At 67.0% G+C, this 21110-nt stretch carries 25 protein-coding genes and 1 pseudogene; 11 read left to right on the top strand and 15 right to left on the bottom strand.

The window, feature by feature from the left end; translation table 11 throughout:
- Nucleotides 1-88: 88 nt before the first annotated feature.
- Nucleotides 89-1123 carry a hypothetical protein gene (locus ACWDVB_RS38610; RefSeq protein ID WP_451519848.1) on the bottom strand — a complete coding sequence of 345 codons (1035 nt, stop codon included), beginning with the start codon at nucleotides 1121-1123 and terminating at the stop codon, nucleotides 89-91.
- A gap of 528 nt (nucleotides 1124-1651) precedes the next feature.
- Between ACWDVB_RS38610 and ACWDVB_RS38605 the strand changes: the two genes are divergently transcribed.
- From ACWDVB_RS38605 to ACWDVB_RS38595, 3 genes are all read left to right on the top strand, one after another.
- Nucleotides 1652-2299 (top strand): sigma-70 family RNA polymerase sigma factor, encoded by a 648-nt coding sequence (locus ACWDVB_RS38605; protein WP_451519847.1) that lies wholly within the window; start codon nucleotides 1652-1654, stop codon nucleotides 2297-2299.
- Nucleotides 2296-2961, top strand: a complete 666-nt coding sequence (locus ACWDVB_RS38600) for a hypothetical protein (protein ID WP_451519846.1) — start codon at nucleotides 2296-2298, stop codon at nucleotides 2959-2961. The genes ACWDVB_RS38605 and ACWDVB_RS38600 overlap by 4 nt, the downstream gene beginning before the upstream one ends.
- A gap of 118 nt (nucleotides 2962-3079) precedes the next feature.
- Entirely contained in the window at nucleotides 3080-3289 is a 210-nt protein-coding gene (locus ACWDVB_RS38595) for a hypothetical protein (RefSeq protein WP_451519845.1), read from the top strand.
- A 260-nt stretch (nucleotides 3290-3549) separates the two neighbouring features.
- On the opposite strand, the pseudogene ACWDVB_RS38590 reads toward ACWDVB_RS38595, so the two are convergent.
- Both ACWDVB_RS38590 and ACWDVB_RS38585 read right to left on the bottom strand, forming a co-directional pair.
- Nucleotides 3550-3657 (bottom strand): annotated as a pseudogene (locus tag ACWDVB_RS38590) (IS5/IS1182 family transposase); the annotation flags it as partial.
- A gap of 105 nt (nucleotides 3658-3762) precedes the next feature.
- Nucleotides 3763-3996, bottom strand: a complete 234-nt coding sequence (locus ACWDVB_RS38585; RefSeq protein WP_451519844.1) for an HNH endonuclease — start codon at nucleotides 3994-3996, stop codon at nucleotides 3763-3765.
- A 308-nt stretch (nucleotides 3997-4304) separates the two neighbouring features.
- On the opposite strand from ACWDVB_RS38585, the gene ACWDVB_RS38580 reads away from it, so the two are divergent.
- Entirely contained in the window at nucleotides 4305-5078 is a 774-nt protein-coding gene (locus tag ACWDVB_RS38580; RefSeq protein ID WP_451519843.1) for a transposase family protein, read from the top strand.
- Between the two features lie 58 nt (nucleotides 5079-5136).
- Here the strand turns inward: ACWDVB_RS38580 and ACWDVB_RS38575 are convergent, their stop codons facing one another.
- Nucleotides 5137-5763 (bottom strand): hypothetical protein, encoded by a 627-nt coding sequence (locus ACWDVB_RS38575; protein ID WP_451519842.1) that lies wholly within the window; start codon nucleotides 5761-5763, stop codon nucleotides 5137-5139.
- A gap of 49 nt (nucleotides 5764-5812) precedes the next feature.
- Nucleotides 5813-6109, bottom strand: coding sequence for a barstar family protein (locus ACWDVB_RS38570; protein WP_451519841.1), 297 nt, complete (start codon nucleotides 6107-6109; stop codon nucleotides 5813-5815).
- Between the two features lie 396 nt (nucleotides 6110-6505).
- On the opposite strand from ACWDVB_RS38570, the gene ACWDVB_RS38565 reads away from it, so the two are divergent.
- The 4 genes from ACWDVB_RS38565 (at nucleotide 6506) to ACWDVB_RS38550 (ending at nucleotide 7892) form a co-directional block, all read left to right on the top strand.
- Complete coding sequence (locus ACWDVB_RS38565) at nucleotides 6506-6775, top strand: hypothetical protein (protein ID WP_451519840.1); 270 nt, start codon at nucleotides 6506-6508, stop codon at nucleotides 6773-6775.
- A complete protein-coding gene (locus tag ACWDVB_RS38560; RefSeq protein WP_451519839.1) occupies nucleotides 6772-6927 on the top strand; it encodes a hypothetical protein in 156 nt (51 codons plus the stop codon). The genes ACWDVB_RS38565 and ACWDVB_RS38560 overlap by 4 nt, the downstream gene beginning before the upstream one ends.
- Nucleotides 6928-6938: 11 nt before the next feature.
- Complete coding sequence (locus ACWDVB_RS38555; protein ID WP_451519838.1) at nucleotides 6939-7361, top strand: hypothetical protein; 423 nt, start codon at nucleotides 6939-6941, stop codon at nucleotides 7359-7361.
- Between the two features lie 114 nt (nucleotides 7362-7475).
- Nucleotides 7476-7892, top strand: a complete 417-nt coding sequence (locus tag ACWDVB_RS38550) for a hypothetical protein (RefSeq protein WP_451519837.1) — start codon at nucleotides 7476-7478, stop codon at nucleotides 7890-7892.
- Between the two features lie 3 nt (nucleotides 7893-7895).
- On the opposite strand, the gene ACWDVB_RS38545 is transcribed toward ACWDVB_RS38550, so the two are convergent.
- The 6 genes from ACWDVB_RS38545 to ACWDVB_RS38520 all read right to left on the bottom strand — a co-directional run bounded on the left by ACWDVB_RS38545 (nucleotide 7896) and on the right by ACWDVB_RS38520 (nucleotide 11659).
- Complete coding sequence (locus ACWDVB_RS38545) at nucleotides 7896-8531, bottom strand: hypothetical protein (protein ID WP_451519836.1); 636 nt, start codon at nucleotides 8529-8531, stop codon at nucleotides 7896-7898.
- Between the two features lie 77 nt (nucleotides 8532-8608).
- Nucleotides 8609-8980: a GNAT family N-acetyltransferase gene (locus tag ACWDVB_RS38540; RefSeq protein ID WP_451519835.1), complete on the bottom strand. Its 372-nt coding sequence runs from the start codon at nucleotides 8978-8980 to the stop codon at nucleotides 8609-8611.
- A gap of 121 nt (nucleotides 8981-9101) precedes the next feature.
- On the bottom strand, nucleotides 9102-9410 hold the full coding sequence (locus ACWDVB_RS38535) for a hypothetical protein (protein ID WP_451519834.1): 309 nt from the start codon (nucleotides 9408-9410) through the stop codon (nucleotides 9102-9104).
- 27 nt (nucleotides 9411-9437) lie between these two features.
- Nucleotides 9438-10169 (bottom strand): GNAT family N-acetyltransferase, encoded by a 732-nt coding sequence (locus ACWDVB_RS38530; protein ID WP_451519833.1) that lies wholly within the window; start codon nucleotides 10167-10169, stop codon nucleotides 9438-9440.
- Nucleotides 10170-10250: 81 nt separating this feature from the next.
- A complete protein-coding gene (gene mihF / locus ACWDVB_RS38525) occupies nucleotides 10251-10565 on the bottom strand; it encodes an integration host factor, actinobacterial type (protein WP_451519832.1) in 315 nt (104 codons plus the stop codon).
- Nucleotides 10566-10636: 71 nt separating this feature from the next.
- Nucleotides 10637-11659: a recombinase family protein gene (locus ACWDVB_RS38520; RefSeq protein WP_451519831.1), complete on the bottom strand. Its 1023-nt coding sequence runs from the start codon at nucleotides 11657-11659 to the stop codon at nucleotides 10637-10639.
- 232 nt (nucleotides 11660-11891) lie between these two features.
- Here ACWDVB_RS38520 and ACWDVB_RS38515 point away from each other — a divergent pair, with 232 nt between their 5' ends.
- Entirely contained in the window at nucleotides 11892-12305 is a 414-nt protein-coding gene (locus ACWDVB_RS38515) for a hypothetical protein (protein ID WP_451519830.1), read from the top strand.
- Between the two features lie 285 nt (nucleotides 12306-12590).
- Here ACWDVB_RS38515 and ACWDVB_RS38510 read toward each other — a convergent pair whose 3' ends face one another.
- Nucleotides 12591-13967: a hypothetical protein gene (locus ACWDVB_RS38510; RefSeq protein ID WP_451517851.1), complete on the bottom strand. Its 1377-nt coding sequence runs from the start codon at nucleotides 13965-13967 to the stop codon at nucleotides 12591-12593.
- 552 nt (nucleotides 13968-14519) lie between these two features.
- On the opposite strand from ACWDVB_RS38510, the gene ACWDVB_RS38505 reads away from it, so the two are divergent.
- Nucleotides 14520-15149, top strand: a complete 630-nt coding sequence (locus ACWDVB_RS38505) for a class I SAM-dependent methyltransferase (protein WP_451517850.1) — start codon at nucleotides 14520-14522, stop codon at nucleotides 15147-15149.
- 118 nt (nucleotides 15150-15267) lie between these two features.
- On the opposite strand, the gene ACWDVB_RS38500 is transcribed toward ACWDVB_RS38505, so the two are convergent.
- Genes ACWDVB_RS38500 through ACWDVB_RS38490 form a run of 3 tightly spaced genes read right to left on the bottom strand, consistent with a single transcriptional unit; the run spans nucleotide 15268 to nucleotide 19022 of the window.
- Entirely contained in the window at nucleotides 15268-17733 is a 2466-nt protein-coding gene (locus ACWDVB_RS38500) for a tyrosine-type recombinase/integrase (protein WP_451517849.1), read from the bottom strand.
- A complete protein-coding gene (locus ACWDVB_RS38495) occupies nucleotides 17730-18368 on the bottom strand; it encodes a tyrosine-type recombinase/integrase (RefSeq protein WP_451517853.1) in 639 nt (212 codons plus the stop codon). The genes ACWDVB_RS38500 and ACWDVB_RS38495 overlap by 4 nt, the downstream gene beginning before the upstream one ends.
- Nucleotides 18369-18419: 51 nt before the next feature.
- Nucleotides 18420-19022 (bottom strand): hypothetical protein, encoded by a 603-nt coding sequence (locus ACWDVB_RS38490; protein WP_451517848.1) that lies wholly within the window; start codon nucleotides 19020-19022, stop codon nucleotides 18420-18422.
- 705 nt (nucleotides 19023-19727) lie between these two features.
- On the opposite strand from ACWDVB_RS38490, the gene ACWDVB_RS38485 reads away from it, so the two are divergent.
- Nucleotides 19728-21035 carry a hypothetical protein gene (locus tag ACWDVB_RS38485; RefSeq protein ID WP_451517847.1) on the top strand — a complete coding sequence of 436 codons (1308 nt, stop codon included), beginning with the start codon at nucleotides 19728-19730 and terminating at the stop codon, nucleotides 21033-21035.
- Nucleotides 21036-21110 lie beyond the last annotated feature (75 nt).

Raw genomic sequence — 21110 nt, 5'->3', positions numbered from 1 at the left:
ACATCGGAGGCAACGGCCTGAGACTCAGAAGACACACCAACATGCTCACACCGCCGAAGCCCCTGCACCCACAGAACTAACGAAAAACTCAGTAGGGTGCGGGCGGCAGTTGCAGGTCGGTGCAGTTGTGCCGCTCGGCCGCGCGCTCGGCGAACGCGGACAACGCGGCATGCGCGAAGGACGGATTATTGGAGGTCGCGCTCTTCGGGCTGATCTGGAACAGCGCGCGCGGCCCGTCCCCTGGACAGTCGGCACTCGCCCAGAAGAACTCCTCGGTCTTCCCACCACTGCCGGCCAGCTTCGCGTTCAGTCCGCTGTGCAGGCTGTCGTTGCGCTCACGCAGGGCGTAGGGGCCGAACGAGGCTTCCAGGCGATAGCCGTCATCGGTTTCCGTGTCGTCCAAGAAGCACATCGCGGTGGGTGCGAACTGATCTGCGGGGGTCTCCGTGACTGTGTCGATCTGCTTGTTGCGCGTCCAGGGCAGCCCGGCGCACGTGCCGTTGGCCTTCGCCGGAATTGAGGAGTCTGACACCGGGTTGACGACCTGCGCACGGGTGCCCGGCTTGCTCTCGCAGCCCCAGCGATCGGCGGCTCTAACGGCAGTCGCGGTGGTCAGCTGGGCCACCCTGCGGCTCACGCTCTTGTTGGGCTCCTCCGAGGTGAGCTGCACGGTGGCGGTGATCGTCCTGTCTTGGTTGGTGCACGGAAGAATGACCGAGGTGTTCACGCCGTCGGTGAAGCCCCGCCAGCCCCCGCCCATCGGTGTGGGGAGCGCCTCTGCGCGCAGCCGCGGAAGGTAGAACTTCAGGTCGATGGCGGCGCTGTTGGGGATGCGTGCGGCGGTGACGACGATGTCCATGCCTGCGACCCAGCAGAAGTCGTACCCCTGCTTGGGCGTGCCCTCTCGAACGTCGTGGGGCAGTCCCGCGGCCGGGTCGGACGGGAGGCCCGTGAAGGCCACAGTCTCCTCGTACGGCAGCACGCCACCGCAGTACGACTCGAGCTTGTCTTCGTAACGCAAGCGTTTCCCGGTGTCGCTCAAGCGATACCAGCCGTAGCCGCCGAGCAGCGCCAGCACCACCACCAGCGCGCCGACCCATGCCCAGCGACGAATTCCCCGCATCCGCTGCCCCTTCCCCCGTGATCGATCAGTCACCGCACCCTACTCTCCGCCTGCCATGCACCCCACAGGTGCCGCCTGGGTGATCTTTTTCAGCGTGGGCGGCGGACCGGCCGGTGCCCCGTGAGGCCGTGACGGTTGGCGGGCTTGAGGTTCATCACTCCTGCCGTATTGGGTGCGCAGGATGAGCGCTCAGTGTGGGGGTTGTGTGTGGCCGCTGTCCGGCTTCGCCGAACTCCGTTGTGTTGAACGCCACTTGATGGAGGGGAACCGTTCGCATGCCGGTGAACGGCGGTTCACCATTGCTGCTCAGTGCGCCTTTCTGCACTGGTGTGCCCCAATCGCGAACACGTACCGCAGCGACCCATGGGCGCAGGGTCATATTTTTCCGTACCGCGTTGAGTGAGGGGGCTCGATTCTCGACAGGGTGGTCACTAGAGCCACCCCGGCTCACCGGTGAGCGCCCAGGTGGGACAGGCGCCACCAACCTTCAGACGTACAGGGACGTGTGATGACCACTGTGAGGCCCGCGTGACCAATGACGATCACGCGCTGACGGACGCGGTCGGTATCCCCCGCCAGGGCCGCCCCGACCCGGCCGCGGCACCCCGCACAGGACTGCCCCTCGACTACGAGGGCTTCTACCTGGCGCAGCAGGAGTTTTTCCACGCTTTCGCCGAGCTCCATCTCGGCCACCGCAGCGCCGCCGAACGCGTCGTGCACGACGTGTTCCTGGAGATACTGGCGACCTGGGACGAACTGCTGACCGAGGCCGATCTGGAGCAGCGCGCGATGGCTGTCCTGAGCCGTCATGTCCGCGAGCGCCTGGAGCTGGAGAAGCGGCCGCCGGTGTTTGTTATCAACGCGCCGATATCGCGCAATCTCGCCGCGATCCGCGCCAAGATGGAGCTGGCGCCCAGCAACGCGGGACTGTATGAGGCCATGCTGCAGCTGCCCACGCGTCAGTACAACGCGGTCGTGCTCAAGTACGTCCTCAACTACCCCTCCAAGCGCATCGCCCGCTACATGGGCTTGGACTCGCGCACCGTGGACTACCACATCCGCAAGGGCCGCGACCGCCTGCGTGTCCTGCTGAACCTGCCCGCCGCCGACGGGGACCGCCGCAACAAGGCGGCCCTCATCAACGAAGAACACCAAGGAGAAGTGGGGGAACGATGAGGACGCTCGATGACATGCTCGCCGACGCTGCCATGCCGGTGAACACGCCCATCACGTTCGATGTCGGCGCCGCGCTCAGGAAGCTGGCCATCGACGCCGGCCGCGCCAAACCCACCACGGACACCCGGCATGCCGCCCAGGCCGGGCAGCGCCTGACGGTGATCGCCCGGTGGATCCTCAGCGCACCGCACGCAGCCCATCACGTCGACCAGCTCGCCCAGGGCGACCCGGAGCGGCCCGTGGAGGAGGACACCCTCGACCTCGACGTCGAGGGCGCCGCGGTGTTCGCCGCGCTCCTTCACCTGACCGGACAGCACCCGGAATCCGCACAGTTCTGGTGGCAGCTGGCCGCGGGTGCCGGCCACCGCGCCTCCGCATACTGCCTCCACCTTCACCACACCTCTCTGGGCGAGCAGCGCGAAGCCGCCCACTGGCTGCACCAGGTCCTCTACGACCTCGGAGACAGACTCGACGACGGCTTCTTCGACACGGTCGAGGCGATCGCCCGCTACCTCTATCCCCGCCCCGACAGCGCCGCGCCGCTCACCGGCGGCCTGGAGATGGAAGTCGACCGGCTCGCCGACGACGGCGATCACTGCGTGATCGTGCCCCGCCCCGACCGGCGCCTGGCCCAGGCCCTGCGCGAGCACAGCCGCACCTGACCCGCACAGCAGCAAGGAGCCCCGTCACGCGTCCCCGGTTTTCTAGGCCAACGGGACGCAGGGCTCCTCGCATCGCACGACATCCCCCGACACACCCAAGCGACGAAGGACATCCCTCATGAAGACTAGCCGCTGGCGCCGCGCTCTACACCATGTCCGCAACACCGCCACCCCTGTCGGCCGCGCGCTCGCCCGCCGCGGCCGCCGCCTCCGCGGCTGGGCACGCGCCCGCCGCCGTACCGCACTCAGCCAGCTGCTGCGCGGCATCTGCTTCGGCAGCGGCAGCGGCCTGATCACCCTCATCGTCTTCTGGCTCACCCGCCGCTGACACACCCGGACCCCACTGCACCGACGCGTCCCCCAGGTCCGTGAAGGCGGCAGTTCCGAATTCGGCACGGGCCAGTAGACCGGCTAAGGGTTGTTTCGTCAGTATCGGATGAGTCGACAGTCTCCCAGCTCGCGGCGACGTGGGGTCGTCGGTCCGTTCTACCTCTTCCTGAGGGGCAACTCGTGAGCCTGTCGTATCGAGCCCGCAACGGGCTGCTACCCGCGGTGAGTTTCCGATCCGTGCGGGTCTTACTGACGGTTTCAAAAAGAGGTTCGTAGACGTCGCAAACAGATGATGCTGCAGGCAAGGTGGAGGTCGGCTCGTATCTCGTAGCGGATTCGCAGCCGCTTGAACTGGTGGAGCCAGGCGGTTGGGTCGGCCGCGCGCGAGGTGTCTGCCTTGGCAGATCCTTTTCCTCGCGGCCTCCCGCCGCCGGACTTGATGGTTTCCCCGATCATCCGGCTCTCCAGTGATCACGGCGTGAATGATTTGCCCGCCTGCGCCTCGTGGATGCGGTCGTGGCAGGCATCGCAGGCCACGACCGTTTTGCGGCGCCGATCGAGCATGACGCGCGCCCAGTCAGACGGCGGCCATCCGGCATGAGCGAGATCGGCAAGGGCACGGATGTGATGCACCGTGACATCACCAGTGCTTCCGCAGATCTCGCAAGTGTCCGCCAGGAGGGCGCCTGATGTTGCGTGATGCATGAGACCCCGGGCACCGCGCCATTGAGTTCGAACCCCGCCGCCGGAAATCGCTGCATCCACTCCCCGGTGAGATCCGGCGGCCTGCCGTTCCCGAGCAACTCCCGGGGCATCCAGCACCGTTGCGCCGTAGCGGTCAGCGACCCACGGCCGTGTCCCCCTGCGCCTCGCCATCGCCTCGACCGAGCCTGATCCCGCAGCCTGCCGCCCATCTATGACCAGCAGCAGGACCGGCGATGCAGGAGTTCGGAGTTCGTTTACGGGACGGCCCTTAAAGCGCGTTGCACAAGGCCGTGAGCTGGGCATCTCCGTTGCACGGACGAGTGTTGAGGGCCGAACGCGTGTGGGTGGAAACGTTCACGGGGCTGCGGGTGGATCAGTTCAGGCGGCTGTTGAAAGTGGTGCGGGAGCGGGGCGGTGACGGCACTCTGCAGGGTCGGCCGTGGAGTCTGCCGCTGGCTGAGCGGGTGCTGATTGTTGCGGTGTACTACCGCACGAACCTGACCATGCGGCAGCTGGGACCGCTGTTCGGGGTCTCGTCGTCGACGGTGTGCCGGGTGATCCAACGGCTGGGCCCTCTGCTCGCACTCGAGCCTGTCTCCCGCCCGGCCGATGCCGTGGACCGGTTGTGGATCGTGGACGGCACCCTGGTCCCGGTCCGTGACCGGCAGGTGGGCGCGTCCAGCCGCAACTACCGGTTCTCGGCGAACGTGCAGGTCATCGTGGACGCTGACAGCCGTCTCATGATCGCGACCGCCCGGCCTGTGCCGGGCACCACGGCGGACGCTCACGCCTGGCGGGCCTCCGGGCTGACCGAGCAGTGCGCGGGTGTCACCCTGCTCGGTGACGGGGCCTACCTCAACTGCGGGATGGCGGTGCCGCACCGCAAACGCCCCCGCCGGGCACTGCTGGCGGGCGAGGAAGACGACAACGCCGCCCACCGCAAGGTCCGCGCAAGGGTGGAGCATGTGATCGGACGCATGAAGAACTACAAGATCCTCCGAGACTGCCGGCAACACGGCGACGGCCTCCACCACGCCGTCCGAGCCGTCGCCCACATGCACAACCTCGCCCTCGCATCATGAGCAGAAGAACACGATCACACACCCTGACCTGCCCGAACACAGCCCTGTGCAACGCGCTTTAGGCTCTTGCCGGCAGGGTGCACCCGGCTGCTTTGTGTGCGTAACTTGCGGCGCTGACCGTCAGGTCGATAAGGGTTTTCCGCGCCTGAGCCTCGGTTGAATGTCCGCGCTCTTTAAGATCGACCACTACACTGAGGTTGTAGCCTCCACCAGGAATTTTCCCTTCGGGTACGCAAGGAACAAAAGCTGCCGCCTTGTCAGGAGATGCCGCTCCTCGGATGCCCGCCTCGAAGCGGGTCACACGCCCCTCCTCGCCGACGTCTCCCTCGAATACCGAGTTCGCCCACGTCTTGTGCGGTTCGGCCAGCATCATGTGTGCCCTGGCGCTGAGGAGCAGGTCGTCGTCGCCACGGACGAAGCAACTGGTCGAGAAGCTGTCGCTGGCTTCCGCCGAGTGGCTCCTCACAGGATCTTCATCGAATGAATAAGCAGACTGACCTGGGAGCACCCTGTTCAACGCGGAAACGGCCGGGTTCGACTTCAGCAGATTGCAGGCATCAGCAGATCGGACGGTGCCGGAATCATCTGATTGGGGTGTGCTCGCCAGGTAGACGATGCCTGCAGTAAGAGCGACTGTGAGGGCGAGACCGCCGGGGACGAGATATCGTTTGGGGATGTTGATCACTTACTCGAGCTTTCTATCCGAGTTTCCCGGGAATGCAGGACGGTTCCACTCACCTCGTCGCGTGGACGACGAGGACGTTCTGCTCTTCATCGAAGATGCGGGTGAGATCTTGGCCGGCTCGCTTGCCTTCGCTGAACAGACCCCGCTGATCGACATGCACGACCAGCACGTCGTGGCTGTCGACGACATCCGAGATGCCCCGACCGTGAATCGTGTCTGACCAAGCGTCCAGGTTGTGGGCGAACCACTCCGGCAGCCCGCACGGCTCAGCCACCACATCCCAGAAATCACTGCACGTATCGATCAGACGCCCCCTCAGGTTAACGACCACTTCTATGTCTGCCACCTCAGCAGACTAACGAGCACGCACGCGTCGACGACCGTTCACGGAGACAGAACCTAAGTGACGGTCAGGTGTGACCTCATCTGGGTGAGGGAGTACATGCCCGCAGCGCATCACCGACCCAGGGCAGGCACGCTACGAACGGTCTTCCAGCTCGTCCCCTTTCCCGAACGGAGCGTCGTGCGTCCTCGGTCCCGCCCCGCTGCCAGCCGCTCTCGACCAGGCAGTGCTGCCCGTCCTGTGCACGACGTAGGGCATCTTCGGCGCAGGCCGGGCCTCGTGCTGCTGATGACGACGCTGCTTGCTCTGTCCGTGGTCACGGTGCCTTCTGCATCGGCCCAGGCGGCGGCCGCGGCGCAGTGCATGAACGGCTAGAGGGATTCACGGGGCCGCTCCTCTGTGGACAGCGGCGAGATCGCGTGGGAAGACGAGTCCGTGTTCGACGATGCGCGCGTTCACGCCCACAGGGTGTGGTCGCAGCGCGGCCTCGACCGGGTGAAGTTTCCCGCTGATGACGCCGGCAGGATCGCTGACCTGGAATGGTCGGACGTGTCCAGGACCCGCCCGCCGTGGAAAGGGGTCCTGGGGCGCTGGAAGGGGATGCGCGGCACCGACCTCCTTACCTCGGAGCGGGTAAGCGGTACGGGGACCGCGCATCGCGGCGCATGATCGCTGCGCACGAGCTGGGGCACGCCCTGGGGTTCTGTCACAAGAACCCGGCCAGCTACCGCTCGTTGACGGCTCCGAACACCTTCGACATGCCCTCCAACGGCGCCCCCACCGCGCGGGACCGCAAGAACTACCGTGTCCTGTGGGGCTGAAAGGCAGTCTCATGAGCTCGTTTCGCCGCCGACTGGCGCTCGCAGCGGCCGGATCGGCGGTGGTCGCCGGAGCCGTGCTGGGGGTGTACCGCCTCACCGATGCGGCAGATGCGACCAGCGCGGGCGAGGCGGTGACCGTGTACGACGTGCGAGATGCCAGGCAGGTCGCCGGGACCGCGGACGATGTCTTCGCCGGCGAAGTCGTGAACCGTACCGGGCAGCGCGACATTGACGGCATTCTCTCCGACCTCTACCAGGTGCAGGTCGAGCGAAGCTTCAAGGGCAGCCTGCAGGGCACGGTCACCGTCAGCAGCGAGCAGGGAGCCACGTCGCTGGCGCCGGGGGACTCCTACGTCTTCGCCACGGGCCAAGTACCCGGCCAACGGGGTTGGGGAACATCGGTACAGCCATTAACGCTAAGCACTCGATCTTGAACGCCTAGCAGGTCAGGCGCACGGTCGTGGGACCTTGGGCTGATCCGGGGCGGCGGACTATCGGGGGGCGGCTAGGGTCGCCGGGTCTACTTGTCGTACGAGAGGGATCGCGTGATGCCCGAGCGGATCTGGCACCCCATCAGCAAGCTGGAGTTCTTCGTCGACCACACCCGGCGCTGGGCGGTCGACGTGCGGGAGAACCTGGAGACGCTGGAGGAGGCCCGCACCAAGCCGCACGTCCTTGCCGATGCCGACGTGGCGCGGATCAAGCGGGTCTACACCGAGCAGGCTGGCGACCTGACCCTGTTCGAGGAGCAGGCGGCCAAGTGGGGCGAGCTCTCGGACCTCAGCCCGTCGCGGCGGGCGAAGCTCAAGACCCTGGACGAGCAGCTTGCCGGGTTGCGGGAGCTTAACGAGAAGGTGCTCGCTCTCGCTGACGAGCTGTCCAAGGGCACCATCAACACGGTAATGGCCGCCTCGGACGAGGAGCTGGGTCTGGCGGCGCTGCTCGGCCAGCAGCCGGGCGCGTGATCGTCAGCGGTCGATGCTGGCCCGTACGGTGCGTACGAGGTCGGCGTCGGCGCGCATGACGGCGGGAACCGCGGCGTCGGCGCGGGCCTGGCCGTGGTCTTCGCCGCAGGGGCAGACGCTCCACCCGTCCTTCTCGATCTTGTCCGCGACGCGGTCCAGGATCTGCGCGGTCTCGTCCAGCACGGCGGCCGGGACGGGCGCGAGCTCGTTGTCGAGGTCGGCGATGGCGGAGCCGATTTCGCAGATGAGGTCGATGGCGTGCTGCGCGGTGCGCGAGTCGCCGTTGCTGGTGGCGTACTTGGCGGCCTGAGCGAGGGCCATCAGGGGGCGGCCGGTGACAACCCGGTCGGTGGGCACCGTGCGGTTTTCCAGACGGAAGGGCCGGATGCCGTGGGCCCCTTCGGCCCCGTCGGTGGACTCGACACCGGCCTTGGCGATCTGGTCGGCGATGACCGAGGGGTCGATGTAGCGCAGGGCGGAGCGGGGCTGAATGTCCATGCGCTCGGCGACGGTGTTCACCGCGTGGGCGAGCACGTTGCGCACCCCGACGGGCACGACGTCCAGGCCGCGGGTGAGCAGTTCGGCCTCGGTCTGCGCAAGGAGGGCTTTGAAGCCCTGGGTGTTCTTGATGTCTGCCACGGCGTCGAGCCTACGGCCCGGCGCGGATCGGCCGAGCCCTGGCGGCGTACGGCGCTCGTACGGGTGAGCGGCGGTGCCTACGGCCCGTCCGTCGCCGCAGGATTCCGTGGCGCACGGATCATGCTCTCCCTGGCAGAGCCGATCTCGCCGCGGCGGGTATTGGTGACGAAACCGAAGCGTCGGTAGAACGCTTCCAGCCGATCCGGGTCCCCGCCGAAATTGCCGCTCGGGCTGAGTGTCATCGGTACTCCGCGCAGGTCGGCTGCGGCGGTGATGTGCTCCATGACGTGCGTGCCGATTCCGTTGCCTCGCTTGTTCTTTGGGAGGACGATCCAGAACAGTACGAGATACGGCCCGCGGTCGATTCCGAGTTCGAGCCGCACGCTCGGGTAGCTGGTCTGTATTTCCTCGGCGAGGGCGTCGGCCCAAGACGTTGCTGACTGGTTCACGAGCGCTCCTTGTGCGACATCGGTACAGCGGTTGGCGCTGAGATTGATCTTGAACGGTGAGAGGACCCCGGCGGCTTGATCGCCCGGGTCCTCTGCGTCGTGCTGGGCTCAGTGGCGCGGGCTACCGGTCAGGGTGCAGCGCCCGGCCGATCGGCGAGTCGAGTGCGTCGGGATCGACCGCGGCGAACACCGCGCCGCTGTCCGGTACGGGGGCCCGGTCCGCCGCGCGCGCATCGCGCCACAGGGAGTCGGCGAGATGGGCCAGGCGCTCGCCCTTGTCGGCCAGCGTCTCGAAGTCCTCTTTCTCCAGGGCCGCGGCGAGCCGGGGAAGCTGTTCGAGGAGCTCGCCCCAGCGGCGGGCGACGGCCTGCTGGGAGCGGGTCAGCCCGTTGTCGCCGACCGGGTCGATCCGCTTGTTGTAGCGCGTCATCGTCGATCCCCTCGTCGTGGTGGGCGGTCAGCCGCGCGGGCGCCAGCGGGAGAACAGCTGCTCGCCGGGGCCCGCGTTGATGGCCATCGGCAGGTTGATGCGCTCCAGGGACAGTCGCTCGCCGGGCATGTGGGCGGCGAAGCCGTGGGTGCCGTAGAACGTCTCCAGGCCGCTGCCGACGTCGAACTGGCCGTAGGCGAGGAAGAATCCGAGCTGCTGGTAGATCTGCCAGGCCCGCTTGAGCAGGGCGCTGGCGAGGCCCTGGCCGCGGGCGTGTTCGGCCACTGCGAGGGCCTGGAGTTTGGCGATGACCAGGGACAGTGTGACGAGCTGTTCCGGCTTGTAGCCGGAGTCCGACGCCTCCTTGAGCATGGTCGCGGCGGGCATCCCGGCGAGCGCGCCTACCACGTCGCCCGCCTCGTCCTCGGCGACCAGGACCAGGGACATGCTGGGCATCCCCTCGATCAGCTGTGGCCGCATGCACGCCTTGAGCGCCGTCTCGTAGTACGCGTCACGGTTGTGGTCGAGACCGGTCAGCAGCGTGTGGGCGATCGAGCCGTCGCTGATGGCCCGCTCCAGGTAGGGGTCCAGCTCCACCCCCGCCAGGCGCATCAGGGCGTCCGCCGCGTGCTCCTCTCCGGGGCGGATCAGCCGCACCCTGCCCCCGGCCGGCTGCACCCAGCCGTCCCGGAGCCGGGCCGCGCTCACCGGCACGGGCCTCTTCGCTCCGCCGCCCGGCTTCTTCGTGCGCTTGCTCAACTGCCGTTCCCCTCCCGTTGATCGCTTCGCGGACGCGTCCACCCTGCCCGAGCACGGCGTGCGCCGACAGGGCGCGACCAGTCAGTCCTTGGGCGGGAAGAGCGCCAGGAGCCGGACGCGCTGGTTGGCGCCGAGGCCCTGGACGCGGCGGCTCTCGGAGATACCGAGGTCGGTGAGGAGTTGGCCGGCGCGGACGGCGCCGATGCCGGGGAGCGATTCCAGGACACGGCGCACCCGGATCTTGCCGACCACGGTGTCCTGGCGGGCGAGCAGGTCCGTGAGCGGCAGAGTTCCCGCCTTCAACGCGGCCATCAGGTCGCCGCGTTCCTTGCGGACGGCCTTCGCCTTCTCCAGTGCTTCGGCCCTCTGGGATGGGGTCAACGGAGGAAGTGCCATGGGGAACGGTCCTTTCCAAGGTGATCGAGATGACCATCCTGCCTCTGTCGCCATAGCGCTGACCAGCAGGTTTACGAGATTTCCGCACCTGCTTCTGCGGCCCCGGCGAATGCCGGGCGGGGCCGGGGGATGTCGTCGCCGTGGAGGACGGCGAAGTCGGCGTGCGCCTGCTCGATGGCTTCGGGGTACGTCTCGCGCTTCTCGTGTTCGGCGAGGGCCCGGTAGATGCTGGCGACGCTGGGAGCCAGGCCCTTGCGCTTGCCGGTGGGGATGATCAGGTCGGGCTGGATCTGCTCGACGGACTCGCCGAGTGCCTTACGGCGCAGCACGGTGTGGAGCATGTCGTCGGTGATGACCGGGGGCCGGCCGCCGTGCTTGCCCTTACGGGCCGCGGTGTCGAGTCCTTCCAGCGTGGATTCGCGGATGTTCTCCCGCTCGGTCTCCGCCATCGCGGCGAAGAACCCGAACAGGAGCTTGCCGGGGCCGGTGGGGTCGTAGATGCCGGGTAGCGGTCCGGCGAGCATCTCCAGCACCAGGCCGTGCTCGGTCAGGTGGTCGGCGAGCGCGGTGAGCTCTGCCGCGTCGCGCCCGAGCCGTTTCATCTCGTACACCGTGAACAGGACCCGGCAGTGCGGGGCGTGCGCCTTGATCTCCCGGGCGGTCTTCAGCGCCTCTTCGAAGGCGGGGCGGACCTTGATGCGGGTGCTGATCTTCTCACTGAAGATCTTCTCTCGCTCGATGCCGTGCTTGGCGAGCGCGTCCAGCTGCGAGTCGAGTTCCTGCCCGAGCGTGGAGCACCGGGCGTAGCCGATGCGGATGTCCGCGCTCGGCAGATCCGGATCGATGGCGGCGGGAACCGGAGCTCCGGGCCGCCACGGCTGGCCGGGGCTACGGTCGGCCGGCGTCTGCACCCGCAGCTCCTTCGCGAGCTTGGGCACCTTGGTGAAGCGGCCGGTGTGGTAGGCGCTCGCGACCGCGCCGGAGCGCGAGCGGCACGGCGAGCCGGGGGCCGCCTTGCACTTCGGGCACCGATGGCGTTCGACGAGATCGGCTTCCGATGCGGCGGGTGGGGAAGGCTCTTGAGGGTCCGTCATGACCCCGGATTTTCGCACAACTCAAGTCGCAGAACCTCCCTTCCGTCAGTCTTGAGTGAGAACGGCTTCTGCGAACCGATCCGGTTCCCGGCAGCCTCCGCGCGGCTCTAATTGATCTTGCTCGGACAAAGAAACCGTTTGTGAGAACCGGACCCGGAGGGTCGGGACTTCGATCGATCCCGATCGGTGAAATCCATTGCGCTCATCGTAATTCGTTGTACACACTGCATTCATGAGTGCCTACGACGAGATCGCCGCGATCCTCCATCCGATGCCCGAGCCGGACGACGTCGACCCGGAGATCTACAACGACGTCTGCCACGACATCGACCACGCCCGCAAGGAGACGGCCTTCAATCTCGAAGCCGCCTCCGACTCCGACCCGGAGGAGAACGAGCCGCTGCTGTCGGCCATCGGCATCGCCCGCTGGCGCAAGGAGCAGGCCGAGGCCGAGATCCGCCGCCTGGTCGCGTACGGACGGGAGTTCACCCGCCCCCGCCCCTACAAGCTCGCCGACCTCGCCGCCGCCTCCGGCATGTCCGTCTCCGGGATCCGCACCGCCTACGGCCACCAGGAGGTCGCCGACGTCGAGCAGGCCACCGGCCGCAAACCGCGCGAATGGCGGGCGACCTCCGACGTTATCTAGGGGTGCTGGCTCTTCTTGCAGCTCAGAGTGCTGATCGTGACTTCAGGCAAGTTAGGCAAGGCAAGTACATGCCGTGGGGGCGTCGCTCGCGCGCCAGTGTCCTCTGACACTGAAGTTGGACCGCTGATCATGCGCTGACGAGCCGGTGACCGGCAGCCACTGCCCCGACTCTGCGTTCGAGCCAGGCGTCCACCATGACGTCGGATGCCGTCGGACCGTGGAATGCGACCGCCCGGCCCCGTGAGGGGCCGGGCGGCGTGGGTTCCTGAGGTCCACGCGCCGGGGCTATGAGCCGCGGTGGATGCACATGAGTTGGTCCTTGGTGCCGTTCTCATCGCGGTAGGCGACGATGGCCGGTCCCTGGGCGCTGTAGTGGTTGGGCAGGCTGGTGTCGGCGCTCCAGGTGCTGCCGTTGTAGCGGGTCCACCAGAGTTTGCCGTCGGAGCCGCCGCGGTGGACGCAGTAGAGGTGGTTGTTGAACGCGGCCAGGGCGGGGCCTTCGGCGCTGGTGTGGGCGGGCAGGGCGCTGTCGCCGTGCCATCCGTTGCTGCCGTTGAAGCGGGCGAGGTAGAGGGTGTTGGTGTTGTGGCCCTTGTACATCGCGTACAGCGTGTTGTTGTAGACGGCCAGGGCGGGGTTGGAGTCGGTGCGATGACTACCGAAGGACTGGTCGCCGCCCCACCTGGCGCCGTCAAAGGTGGCCCACCACAGGGAGTTGTCGTTGTAGCCCTTGTAGGCGCAGTACAGCTTGCCGCCCAGGACGGCCAGGGCCGGCCCGTGGCTGGTCCTGCCCGCGAGCTGGGTGTCCGCGCTCCACCGGGTGCCGTCGAAGGTGGTCCACCACAGCTGGGTGTCGCTTCCGCTGCCGCGGTGGACACAGTGCAGCTTGCCTCCATAGACGGCCAAGGCGGCGCCGGCCCCGCTGGTGTGACCGGGGAAGGCGGTGTCCGGGCTCCAGCCGGTGTCGGGGTTGTAGACGGTCCACCACAGCTTGCTGTCCCCGTCGCCGCGGTGGACGCAGTACAGCTTGCCGTTGTAGACGGCCAGGGCCGGGTTGGACTTGGAGCGGTGGTCGGTGAACTTCTCGTCCGGACTCCAGTCGTTGGAGGAGGTGCCAAGGACGGTCCACCACAGGTGGGTATCCTGGGCCGGCACCGCGGGGATCGGGAAGAGCATCGCGGGTGCGATCCACGGGGAGACCAGCCGACAGCCGTAGTCCTTGCCCACGGCCCGGATCACCGCAGCCCTGATCTTGCAGACCGCCTCGGCCAGCTTCCCGATCTTCCCGCCCAAAACCTCACCGGCGATGTCACCGATCATCTCGGTGATGTCCGCGATGTCCTGGGCGGCCTTGGCGTTGAGGTGGATCGCAAAACCCCACCAGTGCGTAGTGGCGCGCACCTCCCACCCGCCGGACGCGAGCTGCTTCTGCGTCTCACGGATCGCGTCCTGCCGCTCCTGTGGCAGAGCGGCGACCAGCTCCTCCTCCAGGCGCCGGGCCTCCTCCATCGCCTCGTCGGCCATCTGGCGGGCCTCCGCGCCACTGACTGTGTACTGCGGCGGCGCCACCTCACCCGAGGTTCCGGCATCCCGAGCAGCCTCCTCGACCGCCTCCGCATCACTCTGCTCCGCAGCCGACGTGCCAGTGCCATCTGTGCTCATGACCAACCCTTCCCTGTAGCGATCCGTCAGCACACAGTCGCACCGGGTATCGAACCTACGCAGGCGGACAGCGGACAATGGCCTGTTCCCACAGAGGACAGCCAGCACGGCCCCGGCGACTTCCTTTCGTGCGAAAGAAAGTCGGGGGCATCGTCATCGTGGAGATGGCGCCGTTGCCGAGCGCGGCGGCTCGGGACTCCAGCTTGGACGGCAGCAACAGGGCGGCCCGGTGGGAGGTGTCGTCGGTTGCCTGTCTGCGGCGGGACGGCTGCGCCCGATTTGTGACCTCGTTTCGTCCGAAACGAGGTCACCGGACTTCATTCGGTTCCGTACAAGGTTGCCGGTGGGCCGGAACGTCACGACGTGCCCAACGTGCCTGAACACCCTTCGGATATCCGTCAGGTACGTACGCATCGGGACACATGCCTCACATGCCTTCTCCGAACTACCGGGGGCGTCCCGTGATCAGGTGACGGGACGATCAGTCCCGAGGGGAAGGGCCGGTATGGGCCAGAGAACGGCGGCGAACGGCGCGGTGTTAGTTTCCTTCCCGTGTTGGAACACCAGGACGAGACCAGGGCGGCCTACGACGGGGTCGTCGAACTGTATGCGTCGATGTTCGCTAATCGGTTGGAGACGCAGCCGTTCGCGCGGAACATGATCGGCACCTTCGCCGAGCTCGTGCGTGATACGGGGAACCTGCGGGCAGCCGACGTCGGGTGCGGACCCGGTCATCTGACGGCCATGCTGCACGACTTGGGGCTGGACGCCTTCGGGCTCGACCTCTCCCCGGCCATGGTCGACCACGCCCGGCGGGCCCATCCGGCGCTGCGGTTCGGCGAAGCGCGAATGGAGGACCTGCCCGTCGAGGACGGCGCGCTCGGTGGAGTGCTGGCCCACTACTCGATGATCCATACCCCACCTGGGGAATTGCCCCCGCTGCTCGCTGAGCAGGTGCGTGTCCTGGCACCAGGGGGCTTGCTCCTGGTGTCCTTCTTCGGGACCGAGGGGCCGGAGCCGGTCCGCTTCGATCACAAGGTGGCGCCCGCCTATAGCTGGCCGGCGGAGCAGTTTGCCGAGTTGCTGGCAGGGGCCGGGCTCGTCACGGTGGCTCGGTTGCTCCACGACCCAGCGTCCGAGCGCGGCTTCCTCGACACACACTTGCTGGCCCGCCGCCCGTAGAGCGTGGCCCGTGGCCTGGGGTGGGGTGGGGTGGTGTAGGTCATCCGCGTGGATGAAGCTCGTCTGAAGCGCCGCGTTCTGGCCGATCGGTTTGGGTTGTTATCCATCTGCGTCGCAGTCAGTCCGTCCTATCCCGGTTCTCGGCTTCCCGAACTACGAGTTCACTGATCGCTGGCATGCCGACAAACACCGGCGCGCTCTTCCGTCTCTCGTTGACGTCAATCTGGCTGATCTTGTCATCGGTGGCGGCGAGGCTGACGGTCAGTTGCTCGACGTCGCCCAGCCATCCTTCGCGTTCGGCTTCGGTGATCCTGGCGTGGAGGTTCTCGCGGATCTCTTCCAGGCGAGGCCGCTCACCAGGCCCCACGATCAGTACTGGGCATCGAACACGCGCGTGCTCGTGGACGCAGCTGCTTCCGTATGCTCGGCCGCACTGTCCCAGAGCCAACTTGCGCCGCTCAAAGTGCCCGAGGAACTCCTGCCACTCCTCGTCGGTCACTGCCCGATATTCCCCGGCGGGTCGAAGGCCGCGGCGGCGGGCGATGAAGGCTCGATGGGCTTCGATGGCGTCTGTGGGGTAGATCGCCGCGTATCCCATCGTGGTGTTGATGCTGTCGTGACCTGCGATAACTTGCGCGATGTGGGGCGGGAGGCCATTGAGGATGGCGTCGGTAATGAAAATCCTGCGGAAGTCGTGCGGCTGGAAGGTCAGCGGCTGTCCGCTGGCGTCGGTGATGCCGGTATCCGCCAGCAGCGTGTGGAGCGACGAGCGGATCGTGGCGATGGAGATCGCCCTGTTCTCGCCGCCCACAGACCACTGGTAGAGCAGCGGCATAGGAGGGTTCCAGACCTTCTCGTGTAGGTCGTAGGACGGGATGCTCGGCACCCTGCCGTCATGCCCGCGAACGCGGCTGATCACGGCACTGAGAACGTCGGCCAGCTCGGGGCTGACCAGCAGGAGGCGCTCTTGATCCGTCTTGGACGGTGCGATCTGCAGGAGCGGTATCACCTCTCCTGTGGTCGGCAGCTTATAGCTGATGATGCTGTGGTGGCCGAGTTCCTTGAGCTCTTCGATGCGCATCCCGGTGTGCCGGAGGATCTCCACGGTCGCCCAGCCGTAAAAGGCCAACTTCTCCTCCGTTCGGAAGTCGCGCGGTGTTCCTGTGGCGTCAACGACCTTTGAAGGTTTGCCGTCGGCTCGCTCGGTGGACCGGGGCAGCGTGAAACTCTCGCCGTGCACCGTGATGGTGGCTCCCAGGTCAGCCGCTTCCAATGCCTCCAGGCGCTCCCGGGCTTCTTTCAGCCGGCGGGCAGATGCCTGTACCAGCGCGGGCAGGACGGGCAGCCTCTCCCGGGTGCGGGCGTCGGATCTGGCGCGGACCTCCTGCGCGGCCTTCTTGGCGGAGCAGTCGGCTTCGGTCACTGGGGTCGGAGCCGCCCACGGCCCCCAGCGTTCGGGCTCGTCCAAAGCCCATTCGGCGATGTCCAGGTAGAAACCCCGCACGGCCATCCTGATCATCAAGGCTCCAATGCGGGGCTCCGTTGCCGTGGCGACGGTGCCGTTCGGCATGCGGTGCTTGACGATCTTGACCGCGATCCGGGTCTTCCACGCGTCGCGCACCTCCGGGGCCAGGTGAAGGCTGTCGATCCCTGGGTGGTGCCGCTCCAGGTCGGCCCAGAAGTAGCCGGCCAGATTCCTGGACAGATGCACCAATGTGACGTAGTCGACTGAGGGCTGGCGTTCGGTCAAGTAGCTGACGAGCAGATCGCGGATCGGCCTGCACTTCACATCGAATCGGTCGACGAGCTGGGCCGGGCTCACCTGGCCGGCACGCTTCTCGATGCTCCGCAGCGTTTTGGGCGCGTCAGGGGGAAATTGGCCGCGGCTCTGCAGCAGGGCATAGGCGAGCCGAGTGTGACTTGTGGAGTTCGGCGTGGCCACCAACAGCAGTTCGAGGACATCGCCGACCACAATGTCGTCGATGGCGCCGCCCTTCGCCGCGAGGATGCGGGCCAGGGCCTTGAGCGCCTTCGAGGTGCGCCGCTGATCCGGTTGCCCGGGCATACGGGCGTTACGCAGTTCGGCGAATCCCCTGGGATCGCGGGCGGCTTCGATGGCTTCGCGCAGGTGGGGCGAGAGGCTGCTGGCGAGCCACGGCATGCTGGGGCGGATGACATCAGCGCAGGCCAGTGCCAGCAGCCCGGAACCGAGCCCTGCCTTCTGAGGCTTCCTGCCGTGGACGATCCCCCAAGCAAGGGGGGCATCGGTCCAGCAGGCCGAGGTGGCGGAGCCCGGGCTGGCATTCCAGCGTTGCTGCCAGGTCTCGCCCTCGAAGGTCTCCAGCCATCGCAGCAGCAGGCGCGCACCGACCATCCGCATCGAGTGGGTGGAGTCCTTGCCGTTCTTGAACGGCGGCTGCTCCAGCCTGCGGAGAACCTCCTCGCAGGAGAATCGGGTAGTGAGCCAGTCGGTTCCCGGGCTACGTGGCGGAAACGTCTGCAGATAGGCATCGATCTCTCCGCCAGTCAGGCTCCTCGCGGCCCGGGCCGGCGGGGAGACGAGAGGGACGGTGGTGGTCGTCACCTGCGCCTCCCGCCGAAGAGAATGTCAAGGGAGTCGCGGTTATAGGCCGGCGCGGGCGGGGCCGGAGGCGGGTCATTGCGCTTACGCTCCTGGCGGGCATGGTGTGCGAGACCTGCCGAGATCACGTCGTCCCTGGTGGGCCGGTTGTAGATGTCCAAGGTGGATAGATGCTTATGGCCGAGGATGTGCTGGACGTAGACCGGCGGCATGTTCGGGTCGTCGAGCATCAAGAATGTCGCCGTGTGCCGCAGGTCGTGAAGAGTCCAGTTGGCGCCCAGGAGTTCGTTGGCGCGGTTGAACATCATGCGCGCCGCGTCGTACTCCAAAGGTCGCCAGGGGCGGCGCAGAGTCCACCACAGCGGCTGCCCGCGGCGGCGGGGGACGCCCTTCTTCCAGGCTTCTTCCTGGTAGAGCCGCAGCCAGACGAACGCGTCAGGAGTGGCGGGCAGCTCCTGGTAATCGCGCGTGCCTTTGCGGATCACGCCGATGGTTTGCTGGCCGACGACCGCATCGCTCTGCCTGGCGGTGAGCAGTTCCTCGGCGCGGGCGCCGGTGGCGACCCAGAAGGCCAGTAGGGCTCGGTCGCGGTGCGAGCGGAGGCCCTCGAAGACCTCGGTGTACTTCTCGTCGGGGATGCGGCGCGGGATCCGCTTGGGAACCTTGGGTCGATAGAGGCCGGTGCGCTGCTACTTGTGTTCCTTCTCGGGGTTGTGGTGGGCGTTGGCTCGTGCCGAGCGCCGATTGCGGACCAGAGGGAAGGGATTGACCAGCAGCGAACCGGTGTTGCGCTCCAGGTGGAAGTCGTAGAAGGTCCGCAGCACCGTCTCGCAGTGCGCCCGGGTATTGGGCGCGTACTTCTTGCCGACGCTGGGCTTGCCCGTCACCGGGTTCGGAGCTCCCGGCGCCGGGCTGCCGGTCCAGGCGGGCTGGGGTATCTCGGCGGGGTCCTTGCCGCGGTGACGCCAGTGGACACGTACCGGCTTGTCCGCCAGCTTCATCCACAGCATGAAGTCCCGGGCATCCTCACGAACCGCGCGGTCCCACTCGATTCCGCATGCCCACAGGTAGCGCCACCAGCGCAGCAGATCCATCCCGTACGAGCGCGGCGTCAACGGCGAACTGTCTGCTGCCATCAGGTCTCTGAGGTACGTCGCGACAGGCTCGATCCGTCGTCCGAACGGATCCAGCACCTGGTACGGCTCCCAGGGGTCTCCCGTCTCCAGTAACTTGCCTAACTCAGGCAGCACAAAGTTCTTGAGATCCCTGTCAGGACGCTGTTCACCAGGCATGCCGGGAAGCTAGCAGAAACCCCAACTGACCTGCGAAAACTCTTGAGTTAGTTCGGTCAACACGCCTGACACCCGTTTCGCACCCGAGATAACCCCGGACGACCCGCCCGAGGACGGCACCGAGTGACCGCCCCGTCCGAGGAGGCGTTACCGCCGACCTGCGCCTGCCCGCGTCCGTGGGCGGAACTGGTCACCGTCATCGAGGGACACCGGCTCGCTGCCCGCCCGGCCGCGAGCCTCGGGCCGGCCGCCGCGCTCTTTAGAGGGCGGTATGTGACGTGGTGCCCGCTTCCCGCTTTTAGGTGGGATGCCATGCTGGTGGTGGCCGCTGTGGGTGGTTATGGCCTTGGCTGGGCGAACAACCCCTACTCGACTTCAATCAGGATCCCGCGTTCGACCAGCCGCTTGACCTTGAGCCGGACGTTGTTGACGTTGCTGGGCGCGACCTCCGGGTCCATCGCCTCACAGGCCGCCCGTGCCCACCGTGGGGCGTCAGGGCGAACACCGCCATGATCTGCCGGCAGGCCGGATGGTAGGGCAGCTTGGCGCTCCGGGGGTGACCAGTTCCAGACGCGTCGGCCACGGCACGGTCCCTTTCGTAAGCGTCGGCAGGGGGCTGCCGGGTCTCCTCGCACCACGAGAGGAGCCATTGCTGCAGCGCCGGGGCGTGCAGGGCATGCGCCAGCGGGCCCGTAAACTGCGGCGGTGAAAACTAGAACATTAACGCGAATTGTTGGTGGGCGGCTGGTTGCGGCGTTGACCGCAACGCTGGCCACCGTCGCCACCCTGTTGATATCGGCGCAGCCGGCGTCAGCGGTAGATGGGCTCACCGAGCTGGCGAACGCCTCGGATTTCAAGCTCAAGATTGATCCGCAGGCCGACTGGAGCAACTACGGCGCGGCCATCAGGGGGGCCGAGGCCAGTGGCGCGGTCACCAAGGCCACGCCCCTGCAGGTGGCTCAGTCCGCCCAGCATGTCGGTCGGCCGGCCCTGTGCCATGACACGGGCCTGTCCAACACTCTCAAGTACGACGGCTTCTGCCTCGACGAGTCGGACGACAACACGAGCGCGTTCGAGGCTGGTGGCTGGCATCCGCAGGGGTTCACGGCCTCGCATGACTATGACGGAACGTCCTACTTCGGCCACCACCTCTACATGAACTCCTGGTACTACGGCACCAAAGCCGGAGGACAGAACCAGCTCGGGCGCATCACCATTGCGGAGTCGACCGGTGACCGCGTGACCTATGGCCATGCCATGCTCGTCCAGCCCACTGGCAATGCCACGTCGGGGAACTTCATTCCCATCACCAATGTCCACGCCGATGGCATGGTCTGGTACGGCAACAAGCTGTTCGTGGCCAACGGCGGCGAACTCCTCGTCTTCGACTTGCAGTACCTGTGGAAGATGAGCAGCACCTCCCGCGAGGACGTCGGGATTTTCGGCGGTGCCTCATCGGCGCGCTGGCACCAGTGGGCACTACCGCTAGTGGCCCGCTATCACACGGGAGCACGCTCGGACGATCCTCGGGCCTGCACGGGCGGCACCGGCCCGATCTGTCTCGGTTCGCTGAGCCTGGACCGCAGCAGCACCCCGCATGCGCTGGTATCCGGCGAGTACCGTTCCCACAGCGCCAAAGGCGGAGGCCGCATCGCCCGCTGGCCCCTGAACGACAGCAACGACTTGCCCCAGGCGGACAACGGCGGGGCGGTCGGCACCACATCCGCGAAAGCTGCCTACAGCACGCCGGTCTACCAGATGCAGGGCGTGGCAACCGACGGCACCTGGTACTACATGTCCGGTGAATGCCCGGCTCCCGGTTGGGTTCCCAACCCCACCGCCACAGGTGCTTACTCCTGCATCCATCGCGCACGCGTGGGCGAGGCGCCTTCTGTCATCACAAGAGCGCCGAGTCTGACGCAGAACCTCTCCTACAGCCGCGCATCCGGGCGCCTGTGGGGCATGAACGAATGGACAGGACACCGCGTCATCTTCAGCATCGACCCGCCCTAAGCGGACCGAACCGGGTCAGGACACCAGCTGGTTGACCTGACGTACTGACGTAGAGGGCGGCACCCGTCACACGGG

The organism is Streptomyces sp. NPDC003379 (genome assembly GCF_053589195.1).
The sequence above is the reverse complement of the archived record's forward strand: the minus strand, read 5'-3'. Positions and strand labels throughout refer to the sequence as shown.

Bases quoted from the DNA above. Each gene is read 5' to 3' on its own strand.
- ACWDVB_RS38610 (WP_451519848.1), bottom strand. From the start codon at position 1,123: ATGCGGGGAATTCGTCGCTGGGCATGGGTCGGCGCGCTGGTGGTGGTG.
- ACWDVB_RS38600 (WP_451519846.1), top strand. From the start codon at position 2,296: ATGAGGACGCTCGATGACATGCTCGCCGACGCTGCCATGCCGGTGAAC.
- ACWDVB_RS38595 (WP_451519845.1), top strand. From the start codon at position 3,080: ATGAAGACTAGCCGCTGGCGCCGCGCTCTACACCATGTCCGCAACACC.
- ACWDVB_RS38585 (WP_451519844.1), bottom strand. From the start codon at position 3,996: ATGCATCACGCAACATCAGGCGCCCTCCTGGCGGACACTTGCGAGATC.
- ACWDVB_RS38560 (WP_451519839.1), top strand. From the start codon at position 6,772: ATGATCGCTGCGCACGAGCTGGGGCACGCCCTGGGGTTCTGTCACAAG.
- ACWDVB_RS38555 (WP_451519838.1), top strand. From the start codon at position 6,939: ATGAGCTCGTTTCGCCGCCGACTGGCGCTCGCAGCGGCCGGATCGGCG.
- ACWDVB_RS38550 (WP_451519837.1), top strand. From the start codon at position 7,476: ATGCCCGAGCGGATCTGGCACCCCATCAGCAAGCTGGAGTTCTTCGTC.
- ACWDVB_RS38535 (WP_451519834.1), bottom strand. From the start codon at position 9,410: ATGACGCGCTACAACAAGCGGATCGACCCGGTCGGCGACAACGGGCTG.
- mihF (WP_451519832.1), bottom strand. From the start codon at position 10,565: ATGGCACTTCCTCCGTTGACCCCATCCCAGAGGGCCGAAGCACTGGAG.
- ACWDVB_RS38520 (WP_451519831.1), bottom strand. From the start codon at position 11,659: ATGACGGACCCTCAAGAGCCTTCCCCACCCGCCGCATCGGAAGCCGAT.
- ACWDVB_RS38515 (WP_451519830.1), top strand. From the start codon at position 11,892: ATGAGTGCCTACGACGAGATCGCCGCGATCCTCCATCCGATGCCCGAG.
- ACWDVB_RS38510 (WP_451517851.1), bottom strand. From the start codon at position 13,967: ATGAGCACAGATGGCACTGGCACGTCGGCTGCGGAGCAGAGTGATGCG.
- ACWDVB_RS38490 (WP_451517848.1), bottom strand. From the start codon at position 19,022: ATGCCTGGTGAACAGCGTCCTGACAGGGATCTCAAGAACTTTGTGCTG.